Source organism: Flammeovirga sp. SubArs3, from assembly GCF_947387565.1.
GTDB lineage: Bacteria > Bacteroidota > Bacteroidia > Cytophagales > Flammeovirgaceae > Flammeovirga > Flammeovirga agarivorans.
This window is the reverse complement of record NZ_CANDOA010000005.1, coordinates 242,808-259,920: the sequence shown is the minus strand read 5'-3', so window position 1 is coordinate 259,920 and position 17,113 is coordinate 242,808. Positions and strand designations below refer to the sequence as shown.

Annotated in this window: 7 protein-coding genes; 1 reads left to right on the top strand and 6 read right to left on the bottom strand. The window is 34.9% G+C overall.

What is annotated here, in order from left to right:
• Positions 1 to 10: 10 nt before the first annotated feature.
• On the bottom strand, positions 11 to 3,121 hold the full coding sequence (locus tag QL232_RS15975) for a TonB-dependent receptor (protein WP_281614857.1): 3,111 nt from the start codon (positions 3,119 to 3,121) through the stop codon (positions 11 to 13).
• Between the two features lie 825 nt (positions 3,122 to 3,946).
• Here QL232_RS15975 and QL232_RS15970 point away from each other — a divergent pair.
• Entirely contained in the window at positions 3,947 to 8,098 is a 4,152-nt protein-coding gene (locus tag QL232_RS15970; RefSeq protein WP_281614856.1) for a hybrid sensor histidine kinase/response regulator transcription factor, read from the top strand.
• 72 nt (positions 8,099 to 8,170) lie between these two features.
• Here the strand turns inward: QL232_RS15970 and QL232_RS15965 are convergent, their stop codons facing one another.
• The 5 genes from QL232_RS15965 to QL232_RS15945 all read right to left on the bottom strand — a co-directional run bounded on the left by QL232_RS15965 (position 8,171) and on the right by QL232_RS15945 (position 17,080).
• The gene (locus QL232_RS15965) at positions 8,171 to 9,430 is read right to left on the bottom strand and encodes a hypothetical protein (RefSeq protein WP_281614855.1); all 1,260 of its coding nucleotides are present in this window, start codon (positions 9,428 to 9,430) and stop codon (positions 8,171 to 8,173) included.
• 86 nt (positions 9,431 to 9,516) lie between these two features.
• The gene (locus QL232_RS15960; RefSeq protein WP_281614854.1) at positions 9,517 to 11,298 is read right to left on the bottom strand and encodes a family 16 glycosylhydrolase; all 1,782 of its coding nucleotides are present in this window, start codon (positions 11,296 to 11,298) and stop codon (positions 9,517 to 9,519) included.
• A 101-nt stretch (positions 11,299 to 11,399) separates the two neighbouring features.
• Positions 11,400 to 12,971, bottom strand: coding sequence for a sulfatase-like hydrolase/transferase (locus QL232_RS15955; protein WP_281614853.1), 1,572 nt, complete (start codon positions 12,969 to 12,971; stop codon positions 11,400 to 11,402).
• 130 nt (positions 12,972 to 13,101) lie between these two features.
• Positions 13,102 to 14,511 (bottom strand): family 16 glycosylhydrolase, encoded by a 1,410-nt coding sequence (locus QL232_RS15950; RefSeq protein ID WP_281614852.1) that lies wholly within the window; start codon positions 14,509 to 14,511, stop codon positions 13,102 to 13,104.
• Positions 14,512 to 14,515: 4 nt separating this feature from the next.
• Positions 14,516 to 17,080, bottom strand: coding sequence for a glycoside hydrolase family 2 TIM barrel-domain containing protein (locus tag QL232_RS15945; RefSeq protein ID WP_281614851.1), 2,565 nt, complete (start codon positions 17,078 to 17,080; stop codon positions 14,516 to 14,518).
• Positions 17,081 to 17,113: the final 33 nt, after the last annotated feature.

Sequence of the window (17,113 nt, the reverse complement as noted above, 5' to 3'; positions counted from 1 at the left end):
CGTTAGTTGTTTAGAAGTTGATGCGGAAACCTGTTGAATAATAAGCTGTAATTGGATAATTACCTTTATCTAAACCTCTTGAAGAAACTCCATTACCACCAATTTCTGGATCATAACCTGTATAGTTTGTGAAGGTTAATGGATTTTGTGCTCTTACATAAATTCTGAAAGTATCGATTTTTGCCTTCTTCAATACACTCTTTGGTAAAGTATATCCTAAAGTCACGTTTTTCAGTCTTAAGTAAGAACCATCTTCTAACCAAAGATCCGTATCTCCTCTAAAGTTTGTAGTACCTTGTTTCAAATCACCTCGGTAAGCAGGAATTTCTGAATATGGATTATCTGGAGACCATGTATGAATTTGATCTTGGTGTCTACCCTCTGAGTAAGCCATTAACTTACTACCATTCATAATCTCATGACCTAAAGCAGCATACCAGTTCATCATGAAATCCCAGTTCTTCCATCTTAAGTTTAAGATGAAACCTGTCTCATATTGTGGAAGACCACTACCTGCATAGATTTTATCAGCTTCTGTAATTTGACCATCACCATTTGTATCTTGGATCATTAAGTCACCCATTTTCGCTGAAGGATTTACTTTGTTGTATTGTGCTAACTTTTCTTCAGTATTGATAATACCTTCTGTTTTGTATAAGAAAAATGCACCTGCTTCATAACCTTTCGCAAATACTGTAGCTCTAGACTGGTTTACAGCTCCCCAGATCAAACCTTGATCGGCAGTGTAAACGAAATCTTCTGAGTTCATATTTGTAATCTCATTCTGGTTACTTGAGAAAGTACCTGTAATATTCCAGCTCAGTTTCTTCACTCTACCTTTGTAACCAAGGGCAATTTCATAACCTTTGTTGATCATGTTACCCACATTCAATGTTACTAGCTTATCGTTGTTGCCACCCGTTGCTGTACCTGCTGATGAAGGCACTTCAATTGGGAATAACATATCCTGTTTCGTTGTATGGTACACATCTGCATTAAATGTTAGACGGTTACCCCAGAATGCCATATCTACACCAATGTTATTTTGGATAGATGTTTCCCATTGTACATCTGGGTTTGCAAATGCTGCTTGCGCCGCACCAGAGTACACCTTACCGTTAAACTCATAATCATAACCTCTACGAATTGTAGGAAGATCTGAGTATGGTCTAAAGCTTTGACCACCTACATTACCATGTGATGCTCTAATTTTGAAGATGTTCATAGTCTCTTTTGCTCCTTCAAAGAAAGCTTCTTCAGAGATGTTCCATGCTACAGATGCAGATGGGAAGAATTTGAACTTATTATTTTCCGAGAACTTCGAGTTACCATTGTAGTTACCACTTACTGATACCAAGTACTTACCTTTGTAATCGTATTGTAATCTACCAATTGTACCAATGATCTTATAGACATAGTTAAACCCTGGAATCACTGAAGTTTCTAAAGTAGCAGAACCAAACCCTGGCTTATTGTTATCAACAATACCTCTACGCAATACAGTATGTCCTTGTCCGTTGTACTCTTCTAATGATCCACCTAATAATGCAGAGAAGTTATGCTCTCCCCATTTCTTTTTGAAGTAGAATCTACCATCCCAGCTAAATGCCGAACTTCTTTCGTTTTGTTCTGAGTAGTACGAATTGTTAGGGTCAGAAAATTCTTTTCCTGTATTCTCATTTACAATCTTGAAATAAGGGTTGAAACGAGAACGGTATCTATTCATAACGTTACCACCAGCATTCGTTGTAAATGACAACCAATCTGTAAAGTCATATTGAATACTGATATTTCCTGAGAAACGGTCTCTGTCTTCAAAATCTTGGAAGTACAACGACTGGTAAAGGAAGTTAGCTTGTACAGCTTCCTGATCTGATGCACCCGCATAAACATCTTTATCTGGGTCTACAGGAGCCATATACGGCTTATATCTAATTGTTTGTGTTAACAAGTTTCCTGAAGGTCTTTGTCTTTCTTCTGTTGAAATCGCAATAGAAGAGTTAATCGTCCATTTTTTCGATTTAAAGCTAGATCCACCTCTAAAGTTTAATCTTTCAAATCCAGAGTTAATCACACTACCTTCTTGGTTGTAGTACCCTCCTGTAAGGTTGTAAGTAAAACCAGAACTTGAACCACCTGTTAAGTTTAAGTTATATTGTTGTGTTGGTGCATAATCCACAAAAACAAGCTCATCTAAGTTGTTATCATTCAAGAAGTTGTTTTTGTTTCTTTGGATAAACATATTGATTTCATCATCAGAAATACCTGGATTTAAAGCTCTTTGCTCAAGGATATCAAAATAGGCTTGTTCTTGTGAGTTCATCACAGGCGTATTTGATGTTATCTTCCTAACACCATAATTACCATCTAATGATACTTTTAATTTTCCTTTGTTACCTGTCTTCGTTGTAATTAAGATTACACCGTTTGCACCTCTTGTACCATAGACCGCACAAGATGCTAAATCCTTTAAGATATCAATAGATGCAATTTCGTTAGGTGCTAATCGGGGATCTTCATTTTGAGGAATTCCGTCAACAACGTATAACGGCTGGTTCGCCCCTTCTACATTAGACACTGTACTGACACCTCTAATCTGAATAACAGATGCTTCACCTGGTGAACCTGATGCTGATGTGACACTCACACCGGCAACTTGACCTTGCAACGCATCTCCTATATCAGAGGTAACGAAATTTTCTAAAGATTCTGATTTTACATGTGCTACAGCACCAGAGATCTCTTTTTTCTTTTGTTCACCATAACCAATTTTTACTACTTCATCTAGTAATTCTACATCACTATCTAATGTAATTGTCAATGATGATTCTGAGTTTACAGTGAATGTTTTAGTTTGCATTCCGATAAAAGAGAATACTAAAACATCCCCATTAGTCACTAACATTGAGAATTTACCGTCAAAATCCGATACTGTTCCCTGTTTTGTTCCTTGTACTAAAATGTTAACTCCAGGTAATGGAAGGTTATCTTCTGCTCCTAACACTTTACCTTCAATGATTCTTTCTTGAGCGGTAGCATCATTAGAAAAAATAAGTATTGAGAGTATTGCCATCCAGATGATATACCTGAAGGAGAATAAGTTAGATAAGTAAGCTTTCATGTTACATCTCAATTAATAAAAATCGTTCTAATCAAAGGGACTAAAAAATTAATGTTCTCATTATAAAAGAACCCCTCGATTCTATTCTATTTCATTTCATCTTGATTAGTGTAATAAATGCATCGATCTTAGTTGGTGAATCTTGTTGTTTTTAATAAAATAACGAGTTGGCCATTTCACCATGCCGATCATATTTGTTTATTTCTAATCTGTTATCTACTCCAAACTCCTTAAATCTGCTTAGTTATTCCTTAACAAGAGGCAAGAGTTTGTTTCAATTGATAATCTAAATGTAGATAGAGATAAATTTTTGAAGGTTACTTTAAATCAATAAAATGTTTTTTCGCGTAAAACTAACACGTAAGTGACACAAATTGAATTAGTTAACTGACAGCAATTTTCCATACACATGGGATATAATCGTTAGTATATTTTAGTTCAAAAAATTGAAATTTCTGTTTTCTATCTAAAGAAAGAGATTTCAAATATAGGAAAAACATCCATTTATTTACAATTATTAAGATTTTGAAAAGGAATATTTTTTGAACTAAATCAGATGAAAGATATCGTTAAGTATAGAAAATAATGAAGGTGTAATTATGTATTCATATATTAATTGTTGACGGTTTGAAAATTGAATAAAAGGTAGATTAAAAAATAATGAATAGAAGTGCTGAAATAAACCTCTAAACTTTTGTGTAAATTTAATGTATTTTTTACATTTATGGTAATTCAAATCTTTTTTATTGAGGGGGATTTTTTCAGAATACAAATTACTATCTACCAACTCAATTTTTTAGTCCAACCAAGACTACAATATTACAGATGAGAAAATTTTACTATTTACTGTCCTTTATTGTTCTAATATTTTTCTTTGTTGATGTATCTGCACAACCAAAAAATATTTCTAACGAAGGCCTAACAAATTATGGTATCAATGATGGAGTTTCACATTATGGTGTTACTGCTTTAATTGAAGACCACAAAGGTTTGATTTGGCTTGGAACATACAATGGTCTCGATCGCTATAATGGTTACGATTTTAAGAATTTTAGAAATAGTGACTACGAAAAAATATTAAGTGACAATAAAATCAGGTCTTTATACCAAGATGAGAAGAACAATATCTGGGTGGGTACTGAAAATGGATTGAATGTTTTTATCTATGATGAACAGAAAATTCAGATTATTCCTACTGAAAATATTGTAAGCAAATCCGATCAGCCTTGTATCATTGCTAAGATTATCCCATTTAAAAATCATATTGTTTGCGTTACCGAATATGAAGGTTTGCTTTTCTATAATAAGGATACTTACCAATTGGAAAGAGTACACAGTATTGAGATTAAGGATAAAGTGTTTCAATATGTTTATGATGCCCTTCCAATGGGTGATAATACTATCCTAATTTCCACTGCCAAGGGACTGATTGCCTACAATAGCGAAAGTGATCATCATGAATATATTCTAGAAGAAAACATTTCCTCTTGTAAAGGTATTGCGAAAGATGCTTCCAATAATATTTATATAGCAGAGTATAATGGCATAAGCTTTATCAAAGCAAAACAACATAACGGCTCCTATCAATTCCACTATGTGAAAAAGTTCTTCCCTAATGCTCGTTTTAGAGCATTGGCAATTGATGATAAAGACCAACTTTGGGCAGGAATGCTTTCTAAAGGCATCGCTTTATTTAAAAACCCAAATAGTTTCACTGAAAAAGAAAAATACAGAAGAAACAAATGTTACCGTTACCTAGAAATAGGTAGGGTAAGTGATATTATTTCTGAAAAAGAAAATAATGAAATTTGGATTGCCTCTCTAAGTGATGGCCTTTTCACCTTTGATAAAAATGCATCTCCTTTTAAATATGCTGATTTAAATACAGTAGAACTTCGAGGAAGACACTTTAATAATAAAATTCTAGAGGGTTGTGTTTGGGACGATGAACATATCCTTTTAAGTTCTTACTTAAGAGGTTTAGTTTATTACAATACTAAAACCGAAAAACTTGCTCCCCTACCAGAAGAATTTAAAAATAGTCCCCTCCCTGTTAAATGGACTTCTGTTATTAAAGACAATAAAGGAGGAAAATGGATGAGATTTACGAGAGAACGAGGACAATGGTATTATCAAAAACCAAACGATAAGAAGAATTGGATAACAGTTAAGTCAAATGAGATTTCTGAAATGACTTACTCGAAATTCTACCAAATTGAAGTAGATAAATTCGGTTATTATTGGGTAGCTACCAACAATGGTCTATTTCGATTAAAATTAGATGAGAAAGGTAACGTTACCACTGGAGAGAAACTTTCTGAAAATCCTAATACACAAATTGCCAATGCAAGCCAGTTTAGAACCATCATGATTGATTCTTTAAACAATTCGGTTTGGGTGGGTACAACTTTAAGTGGTTTGCTGAAATTTCATAATGCTGACGGTGTATGTATTAATGATATGCAGGTCGATCAGTACAAAAATGAAAACGATAAATCTTCATCCTTACCTTCAAACCATGTATCTAATATTGTATTACTTCCTAATGGTTCTGTATGTGTTGGACTCGAAGGAAAGGGACTTTGTATTATCGAAGATGATTCGAAAGATAAATTAAAGTATTCTTGTTACTCTGAAAAAGATGGACTTGATAATAATATCGTTAAGAAAATCGTCTATGATGAGAAGAATAAATTATGGATCACTACTGATAAGGGATTAAATCTTTTTGATCTTGAAACTAAAACATTTAAACAGTTTACAGTAGAAGATGGAATTCATGCTTATGCTTTTGAAAACGTAGGTTTTAAGCAAAACGACCATAAAATTGTTTTTGCAGCAGGTAATGGTATTTGTTTCTTTGATCCAGCGAAGACTGATATCGAAAAGCCTTTACCTCCATTTAGCTTTGGTGACTTAGTTTTACTAAATACTACCATCAATGTAAACGACACCATCAATAACAGGGTAATTTTAGACAAACCTTTAGATCAGAAAAAGAAAATTACGCTTCGTTATGATGAGAACATTTTCTCTATAGAATTATTACTACTGCACTACTCTAACTATCCGAGCAGTTATAAGATTAAATATAGATTACTGCCTCAAGATGATGAATGGATTGAAACAACCTCTGAATTCAAGAATATCTCGTTCAATGGTATTGCTCCTGGAAAATATACATTAGAGGCCAAAGCTTCTAACTCAAAAAATAATTGGACTGCACCAATATCATTGAATATTGTGGTGAGACCACCATTCTGGAAAACGCCATTTGCTTACTTCCTATACGTTGTTTTACTGTGTGCCATTGTATTTATCGTCATTCGATTTATGCTGAATCATACGCACTTAAAACATGAATTGGAGTTAGAGCATGTTGAACGTATGAGGGTAGATGAATTAAACAAAACCAAAGAGAGAATCTTTATGAATATCTCTCATGAGTTTAGAACACCAATCACTCTAATTACTGGTCCAATTCAGATGCTATTAAATATGTTCTCTTCTAACAAAGATGCATTTGTACATCTGGATCTTATTCATAGACAATCGAATAAGATGCTTCAATTGGTCAATCAAGTACAAGATTTCCATAAAGCTGAACAGTCCATACTAAAACTGAAATCAGAAAACTTCGATTTTACAGGTTTGGTCATGGACATGAAAAAAGACTTTGATTCTTTAGCACAGAAGCAAGAGAAACATCTTGAAATTGAAGGAGATGCCAATCAGTTATTTATCACTGCTGACCGTTATAAAATTGAGATTGTTTTAAATAACCTTCTCAATAATGCCTTCAAATTTACCAAGAAAGGAGATACTGTTAAGATTCAATATGGTTACGATGAGCAATCACTTTTCTTTAAAGTAATCGATACAGGCATTGGGATTGAAAAGGAAAACTTGCCTTACGTTTTTGATCGTTTTTATCAATCTGAAAATTCAAATACCTATTCTATTGGTTCAGGTATTGGACTTGCCTTCTCTAAGCGATTAGTAGAGATGCACTTCGGTAAAATATCGATTGAAAGTGAAGTTGGCGAAGGCACAACCTTCTCTGTAACGCTTCCAGTAAAAGTGAATGCGAAAGAAATACTGAATGAAAATAGAATGCAGGATATCTTAAGCAACGAGACAGACGATGAAAAGCAAAAGATCCTGCCTACCACTTTAGAACTTCCAAGTTATTTGATGGATGAAAGTCTTAAAGAACTTAATGTTTTTTATGTTGAAGACAATGAAGAACTCAGGACTTTTGTAAGTGATGTACTATCAGAATATTTCAACGTTACTTGCTTTGAAAATGGTAAGGAATGTCTAAATACTTTAGAAAACGAATGGCCTGATTTGATCATTAGTGATATTCTTATGCCTGAAGTAAATGGCCTAGAATTATGTCAGAAATTAAAGACAGATATTAGAACAAGTCATATTCCGATCATTCTTCTTACCTCTAGATCGTCCATCGATGATCAGGTAAAAGGACTAGAAGTGGGAGCCGACTTCTATATTTCAAAACCTTTTGATATGAAACACTTGATTGCTTCATCTCAGATGCTATTGAAAAATAGAAAGCAATTAAGAGAACGCTTCCAAATAGATTTTCCTGTAGAAGTTGAAAAGAAAAATACAAATAAAGACGACGCTGTATTTATTGAGAAGTTCTACGAACTTATTGAGGAAAATCTTGAAAATGAAGACATTGATATGAACGTATTTGCTAAAGGTTTATACTTAAACCGTACGACCTTCTTCCAAAAGGTAAAAGCAATTACAAACTATACTCCTTATGAGTTATTAAAAGTCTACCGACTTAAAAAGGCGGCAGAATTCTTAGTTCAAGAAAACTTACCGGTCGCAGAAGTTTGCGTAAGAACAGGATTTAAAAACAGAACTCACTTTAGTAGAATGTTTAAAGAATACTATGGTGTATCACCAAGTAAGTATAGTAAAAGCTTAGAAGAAAAAGCATAAATAAAAGGCTGTGTATTCCTCTATATTTTAGACAAATACACAGCCTTTCTTTTTCTCCTAAAAAACGGAAAATCATTCATTTGAACGAACTCTTTTAACTTCCTCTGTTACAATTAACAATCTATCTTCCGCTTGTTTACCCGTATGGGATATTGATTTTTTATCGATGTCTACCTCATCAGATGCTAAATTTAGAATGGCCGCTATAGATGGTCCTAACTTACAACCAATACCTGTCTCCTTATCCGGTGAACTATCTTCTTGGTAAAATTTCATTAAAGCATCAGGGATATACACTTTTGATTGTCTCGATATAGTCGTAGCTTCTCCATGAATCATTTCTACATTTTTGATGGATGATCCTTTAGCAAAGGAACCTAACTCCCAATGTTTACTCTTATCTAATTTCTTAGAAATAAAACCATCTTTGATCATCACTCCCCATTCACAACGGATCGCCTTTGCTCGATTTACAGTAACAACCCCATTTTCTACAACATGTGGCTGCATGGATACTGCCGCTTTTCCTTGAGTACAAACAACATCTTCAATGACTACATTATCCACTCCCACATTGTGTTCTCTTCCTGTATGTGTTTCTATACGCGCCGTTACTCCACCAATAGATTGTAGGTTTTTCAACCAAATATTTTCACCCGTATTTCCTTGTACCAAACCATAACCGTAAGAAGCATCATAAATAGATAAGTCTTTGATGGTTACATTTTTGGGACGATCATTTTTGGATGTTCCTTTTTTTCTCATATTCAAGGAAATAGCAGAAAAAACAGTTTGATCATCAGTTACAGAGAAGTTCTGAATATATAAGTTGGTGACTTTTCCGACAGTAAAAGCTCTGCATTTTTTTGCAATAGTACGGTCGTAATAAAATCGAGGCCTTTGTGAAACATCCCCTTCTCCAATAAAAGTGACATTTTCAATATTTTCATTGGCAAAACGGCCGATAGCAAAGATCAATTGTACTTTCGTATTGTTCTCCAAATCCAGTCTCGGCATAAAAACAACACCTTTTTTACACTCAAAATGTACGTTTGATTTTAGTTGAATATCCTTTAATTGGTAATTTCCTTTCTCGACAATAATTCTTCCCCCTTTTTTTCGAGCCGCAGTATTAATTGCATCTTGAAAGTTCTTTATATCAGTATTTGCGTGACCAGAAGGATGTAAAGTGGCAACGATTGGCAACGATTGTATTTCATTCGTACTGGGTCCCTGGTAACCAACATCTGACCTTTTTTCTATTTGCGCAAACAGCACTAAAGGCACAACCATAATAAGTTGTAAGAGGATAAATTTTCTAATGATTTTCATTTCGCACTAATTGTTTATTATGATTAGAGGCTGCTTTTATGGTAAAAAACAGCCTCTATTATACATAAGTTGAAACTTTCGGTTTCTTATTGTTTCATGATTTTATATCGGAATACTTTTCCTTGAGCTTTTACTACAACGAAATACATTCCATTGATAAAACCATTTAATGATACTTTGCTCAAGAATTCCGTTTTATTCCATCGCCTTAATAAAGTACCCTGTGGAGACCATATTTCTATTATTCCCATGCCATCACCCTGAATATTTAATATATCCATGGTCGGGTTAGGGTAAACAGTAAACTCTATTTGGTCAAAATCAATTGATGTTGGATCTGTTACTTCGGCATCTTTATCCGAATCATCTGGATCTGTCGTTTCATCCTCCTCTTCTTCCTCCTTTGGCGTTTCATCTTTATCTCCATCGCCAGGGTTTTCATCAGGATATTCATCATCAGGAGTTGTATACTCTGGTGGTCCTGAATCTAAATCATTTTTAAACTGAATATCATCGACATATAAAAGTACTTTTTCACTTTGAATATCTCTTTCTCTTAGCATTAATTGTATTCTGTCTCCGTCTGTTAGACTTTGATTCGAAGCTTCCTCTCTAGAAAAACTTTGAGTGACAGTCACCCATTCTTCTTTGGCAATATCTTTAGTATTTAGACGTATAGTTACCCTAGGATTGAACAGTGTTATCTGTAGGTTATCTACCTCTGTATCTTTATCTAACCAAACCTTTAGACTCACTTCATTATCACCCGCAGGTAAGTTGATTGATCCAAATGGTGAGAAGATAGAATAGTTCCCAGAGAAATTTCCTTCTTTCTCAAACTTTAAACTAAATTCACCTTCTGCAGCTTTTTCATTTCTAATTCTCCAAGGATGATTGGCCGAATTCCACCATTGAACACTTCTTCCTTGAAAGTAAAACGGACCTTCAAATCCTTTTGCGTTAAAAAAAGATTGTGTTTCCTCTTTTTGCCAAACTCTGATATAATCCACTTTATACTCAACTGGCTCTGCAAAATCTGCTTCACTTGGTAAACCATACCAATAAAACACCTCGGATGACAACCAGATTTCATGAGGATAATCGTATCTCCATTGGTCATTTTTTACTAACTCTTCCTTTGTTACAGATCGAATTAGTTTACCATTGAAATAAGTTTTCATATATTCTTTATCCCACTCAAAACCAAATACGTAATAGTCTTCGGCCATACGTACTTCCATATCGTCTTCCACTTTCCAATTAGCATGGTCTTCTGCTCTATCGGGGTCCCAACTGATTAAATTGGTGCGGAATTTACGTTCTAATTCATCGGGTTGATTCTCAGGGTTTCCAATCGGACGACGACCGTAATTTTCAGTCATATCTATTTCTCCATGGTAACCTGTCGTCCAGAAAGCTGAGGTAACAGGACCATCTGCTGCTTTACATCTAATTTCCATATAACCATAACGAAAGAACGTTTCGCTCATCACACTTGCTTGTGTAATAGGTTTACTTCCATCGGGGCCTGAAGTGGTACCGCCATAATAACAACCGTTATTCGTTTCCACTGCATAATCAAAATCTGGCTCCCATTGAGAAGTAAGAATCAATTCTCCATTTTCAACTCTTACATTATGCCCTGCAAATTGTCCTGGTGCTCTGCCTTTCCACTTGGCTCTATAATCATTATTTTCTCCTAGAATCCACCATTTATCTTTGTTGAGTGATGTTCCATTAAACTCATCACTTGCCCATTTATTGAGGATCCAACCTCCATCATTATCGGGATCAGATAAGGGATTTACTTGTGCATAGACGCGAAAAAGAGAGATTGATAGTAAGCTTAGTAATATAATCCTTTTCATTTCTTAGTATTTAATACGTAATAGTAGGTGTGATAAAAGTAGTAGTCTAAGTAGAGGCAACTGAAACTATTGCCTCTACTCATCATGCTCAAAAAGTAGTCTTATTTGCTTTTTTTATCGAGGTGCATTTCCCCAAATGTTTTTTCGAAGTTTGGCATATTGAACTTATTCCAATTCGCTTCGAAATTGTAGTGAGGTGCATCAAAAAATTCTGGTCTTTTATCTTCCCAAGTATAGGTCCACTCATTAACTGTTGCCTTCATGTCCTTCACTAATTCAGGGTGTTTAGCAGCAATATTTTTAGTTTCACCAATATCAGTTGATAAATCAAACAGCTTCCATTCTCCATCACCATTTGAATAAAGCTTGAAATTATTTCTTACCACTCCAACCTTATTCAAATCATTAAATTTTTGGATGTTTGATGGGTTGACATTCCCATTACGAGGTATTCTAAAGTAGTGTCTTAACACATACACACTCTCATCTTTACGTGGATCAGTATTGTTTTCAATACTCTTCCAAACGTTTTTACCATCCAATATTTTATCCTTTGGTATATCTGCTCCCGCTACTGCTGCAAATGTTGGGAAGAAGTCTAAAGCTGAAAAATTATGCGTATTTACATCTCCTTTTTTCATTTTGCTATTTGGATAGTAAACAAACATTGGTACTCTAAAGCCCCCTTCGTATGCATCTCCTTTTCTTCCTTTTAAAGGTTGATTATTAGCTCCTGCAGGTGTTTTTCCTCCATTATCACTAATAAAAACAATCATTGTGTTCTCAAGCTCACCCTTTTCTTCCAGTTTCTCTACAATGCGTTGGATATTATAATCCACATTGTACATCATGGCAGTATAAGTAAGTCTTTTACTTCCTTTCTGTGCAGCATCTTTTCCTAACTTCTGCTGAATCTCAGCAATATCAGATTGCTTAGCTTGAAGCGGTGTATGCGGTGCATTGTACGATAAGTATAAGAAAAAAGGTTCTTCCTTTTCAGAAGATTCGTCGATAAATTCCAAAGTGGCATCCGTAAGTACATCTGTTACATACTTATCCTTTCCAGTTTCTAAATACGTCTTATTTTTCATCATAGGACGATTGTAATCCATCCCATATGCTCCCGGTTGATATCCTTCTGGATTGTATGTTTTTGCAGGTAACCAAGTTCTAGAATGATATTCATGACCTCCACCAAGGAAACCATAGAAATAATCAAAGCCTCTTTCATTTGGATGGAATTCACCTTCTTCTCCTAAATGCCATTTCCCTACAATACCAGTATGGTACCCTGCCGATTGTAAAACATCCGACATAAATAACTCTCCACTTGCGACACCATAACCAGAAAATGCAGCCAAGTTAAATTGAGCTCCAAAAACATGAGGCATTCTACCTGTCATTAATCCCGTTCTACTAGGACCACAATACGGATGCGTTACATATGCTGAAGTAAAAATCGTTCCTCCTTCAGCTAATTTATCAATGTTAGGTGTATATATATCTTTAGCTGCATTGGGCATAAATCCAACATCAGCATACCCTAAGTCATCCATTACAATCAATAGAATATTAGGCCGTGGTGATTTCCCTTTTTCGACTGCTGATACACTTGATGCCACACACACAAAGGCAAGTAGTACAGTCCATATGCGATTAATAATCTGTTTCATTTCTCTACGCTTCTTAAGACAAAAAAATTGATGATTCAATTTACTTAAGGTTGTCCTTGTCGATGTTGTTTTAAGTAAAAGGAATGATTGTACAAGTATATTCCTTGACTTTCAACGACTAACATGCTCTTTATTTCGTTTCTTTTGTGATATTCTTGAAAGATATCTCATCGATATAGAACAATGCTGTGTTACTCTTTAAGTCATATTCGGTTATAAATAATTGTATCCTATCACCATTTTTTAATGCCAAGTTCGACCCCTCTTTTCTTTTAAAAGGAACTGAAACTTCGACCCATTTATTTTTCTTTACGTCACTTAGATTAACTTTGATCGGTTTGTACGGACTCTGTAGAACAAAAGTCAGTTGGTCCACATCCGTCTCTTTGTCAATCCAAATTTTGAAATTTAATTCGTTATCACCCTTAGGTAAATTTAATGATCCAAAAGGAGAAAATATAGAAGACTTATTTTTTATCTTCTTATCCATTTTAAATCTTAAGGCAAAGGTACCATCAGAAGATTTTTCGTCAGATATTCTCCAGGGTTCTTTCGCTTTACACCACCAATTTACACTTCTTCCTTGAAAATAGAAAGGACCTTCAAAACCAAGTGCATCAAACTCAGGACCAGTGATTTCTTTTTGCCATATACGTACATAGTCTACCAAAAACTCTGCAGGCTTCTCAAGGTCTTTAACTGTAGGAAGTCCATACCATGAAAATACTTCTGAGTTGATCCACAATTCCTGCGGAAATTGATGTTTCCATTGGTTTTCTTTTTCCAATTCTTCTCTTGTCACATGTCTTATCAATTGACCATCAAAGAATGTCTTTACATAATCTTTGTCCCATTCGAAACCATAAACATGATAGTCTTCAGCTAAACGTTCTGACATAACATCTTCTGCTTTATACGTTTCAAAATCTGGATCTCTCTTGGCCTCCCAGTTAATGATGTTGGTCCTATATTTTTTTTCAAGATCTGTATTTTTCTTCTTTGGATTTCCAATAGGCAACTTTCCAAAGTTCTCAATCATATCAATTTCTGATTTATATCCTGTCGTCCAAAAGGCAGATGTAACAGGAGCATCAGCGATTTTACATCTTATTTCCATGTAACCGTATTGGAAAAAAGATTCACTCATAATACAAGCTTGCGTAATTGGGTGGCTTCCATCAAATGCCTCTTTTGTTCCCCCATAATAGACCCCATTATTTTTTTCTTCAATAAACTTGAATTTGGGGTCCCACTTAGATTGAAGCACGAGGTTTCCTTTACGGATTTTCACATTTTCTGCCACAAATTGTCCTGGTGCCCTGCCTTTCCATTTTGAGCGGTAATCACCATTCTCTCCTAAAATCCACCATTTGTCTTTATCTAGTTTTTTCCCATTAAATTCATCACTTAAAGTCTCATTAAAAATCCAATTGTCCTTATTTTCAAGGTCTGATAATGGATGATTCTGAGCCTGTGCTTGAATAGATATAAGTAAAACACCCGATAGTATAATCCCTTTTAATATGTCTGTTAATTTCATTATTTTATTGTGTTATCGTCCCCTTTTTATTGATATCAACAATGACCTCGTTAGATTCTAACTTCTTACCGTTGACATAAGCCGTTACTATTAGTTTTGTAGGCTTATCTGTTGATTGAATCATCATGAGACACTGCCCATTGACTGTCGTTGCTGTATGTTTTTTATAATTCGTTATTTTTCTTGTATCTCCCCCGTCCGTTCCGAGGAAAGCATGATCACCTTGTATTTCAAAGGTAATTTCTTCTTCTGATTTTTTTACAGCTCTTCCCTTTTTATCCACTAATTGAGCGATAAAATGAGTAACATCAGCGTTGTTTGCCACCATTGTAGATCGGTCTTTTGAAATCCTTATTGCCGTCACCTCACCTGTAGTTTCCAATGATACTTTAGAAGGTACACCATTTTTAGTTCCTCTAGCTTCTAATTTACCTTTCTTATAAGTTACAGCCCACTTGTAGATATAATCTTCTTGATCTTTAAGATATTGTTTTCCTAAAGATTTCCCATTTTGAAACAACTCTACTTCTTCACAATTAGAATATACTTCTACTATGGTCTCCTCTCCATTTTTATAATTCCAATAAGGATTTACATCTTGCCATTCTCTTGGAGCCAATTCCCAATATCCTTTTTTCTTCTCTACAACCTTACCATTACTCCCTTCTTTGTATATAGAGTGCTTAGCAGATTGAGTGTAAATACTCATCACAGGGATATCATCTCTCCATAAAGATTTAAACATATAAAATGAGCCTCTAGGAAATCCTGCAGTGTCTAATAAACCATGAGGTGTTGCTTTCAACGGCCATTCTTTGGCTCTGCGCTCACCCAAATAATCTATACCAGTCCATAGAAAGACTCCTGCAATAAAGTCTCTTTCCAACACTGCTTTCCATTCGTACCACCTCGGAACATTTTCTGTCCCCATCATGATTTGATTAGGGTACGTTTCCTTAAAATAATCGTATTTGTGAGGTTTATAACTAAATCCGACAACATCTAAAACGTCTGTATATCCTGTTTCAAAACTTGATGTAGGTAAAATACAATTGGCTGTGATATATCTAGTACTATCCATTTCTCTGGTCCATTCGGCTAATTTCTTTGCAGTGGCACCAATATTAAAAGTCTGTTCCGGATAGTTTTTCCAAAATTTACGAACTTCTTCAGGTGTATGAGGTGGAACTTCTGTTCTCCATAGTGTCCAATCCATCTTATCATCCTTATTGGTTTCTTTGAAGATTCCCGTCGCTCCACGATTACCCGGATAGGTCCACTCGATTTCATTGCCTATACTCCATTGAAAAATACTTGGATGATTTCGACTTGAAAGCATTGTATTTTTTAGATCTATTTCCGCCCAATGCTGAAAATGTTCTGCATGTCCTCTAGTAATGAAATCTACTTCTTTATCATGCATATTATACCTTTTGTCTTTTGGTAGATCCCATTCATCATAGAACTCGTTTTGTACAAGAAAGCCTAACTCATCACATAGGTCTAAAAACTCGTCTGATGCTGGATTATGTGCACTTCTAATCGCATTACAGCCTGCTTCTTTCAATAATGTAAGCCTTCGTCTCCAAACATCTTTTGGAACGGCTGCTCCTACTGCTCCAGCATCATGATGTAAACAAACACCTTTGATTTTGACATTTCTACCATTTAAGAAAAAGCCTTTATCCTTATCAAAATGAATATCTCTCACTCCAAACCTAGTTACGTTTTCTTGTACTTTTTTACCATTCTCAATAAGAGTGATTTTGGCAGAATACAGATATGGATCATTAAGATCCCAAAAGTGAGGCTTATCCATCACTATTTTAGTCTTGATGACCTTCTTTTTCGAATTTTGAATAGGTACTTCCTGAACTGAATTTCCAACTACTTTATTATTAGCATCTAAGATATCAACCTGAATCTTTCTCGACTGGGACAAACCACTGTCGTTTATCAAATCGATTTGAATGGCGACCTCTGTAGTAGTGTTCTTAATGTTTGGTGTAGTCACAAAAGTCCCCCAAACTGGTATATATACATTTTCAGTAACAACTATATCTACATTTCTATAGATTCCGCCACCTGTATACCATCTAGAATCTGCATAACGGCTATGATCTACTTTTACCATAAGTATATTCTCGGCATCATCTCGGTTTAAATAATTGGAGAGATCAAAATAGATAGGTGCATAACCATAAGGATGGCTTCCCAACTTTATCCCATTCAACCAAAACTCAGCATTGTTGTATACTCCATCAAATACAATAAAGCATTTCTGATTTATTAAGGCAGGTGATTTAAAACGCTTACTATACCAACCAATACCACCCGATGAAAAGGCAGTACATCCTTCATTATCTTTCTCAAAATCTTGTTCGATAGAAAAGTCATGTGGTAAGTTCACTTTTCTCCAATGCTCAGTTGAGTAGGTACTCAGAGTATATTCAACAGAATCATTTAGTGTAAACAACCAGTCCTTATTAAAGCTTACCTTTTGTGCCATCACTAAAGATGAAGTGAGGCATAAGGTGAAAATTGCTATTGTTTTTAATAATACATTCATTTCATTTATTCGTTCACATCATTAATAATCTAT

What these genes read in the sequence shown, in the direction of transcription:
- QL232_RS15950 (WP_281614852.1), bottom strand. Translation starts at nt 14,511, where the DNA reads ATGAAATTAACAGACATATTAAAAGGGATTATACTATCGGGTGTTTTA.
- QL232_RS15960 (WP_281614854.1), bottom strand. Translation starts at nt 11,298, where the DNA reads ATGAAAAGGATTATATTACTAAGCTTACTATCAATCTCTCTTTTTCGC.
- QL232_RS15955 (WP_281614853.1), bottom strand. Translation starts at nt 12,971, where the DNA reads ATGAAACAGATTATTAATCGCATATGGACTGTACTACTTGCCTTTGTG.
- QL232_RS15965 (WP_281614855.1), bottom strand. Translation starts at nt 9,430, where the DNA reads ATGAAAATCATTAGAAAATTTATCCTCTTACAACTTATTATGGTTGTG.
- QL232_RS15945 (WP_281614851.1), bottom strand. Translation starts at nt 17,080, where the DNA reads ATGAATGTATTATTAAAAACAATAGCAATTTTCACCTTATGCCTCACT.
- QL232_RS15970 (WP_281614856.1), top strand. Translation starts at nt 3,947, where the DNA reads ATGAGAAAATTTTACTATTTACTGTCCTTTATTGTTCTAATATTTTTC.
- QL232_RS15975 (WP_281614857.1), bottom strand. Translation starts at nt 3,121, where the DNA reads ATGAAAGCTTACTTATCTAACTTATTCTCCTTCAGGTATATCATCTGG.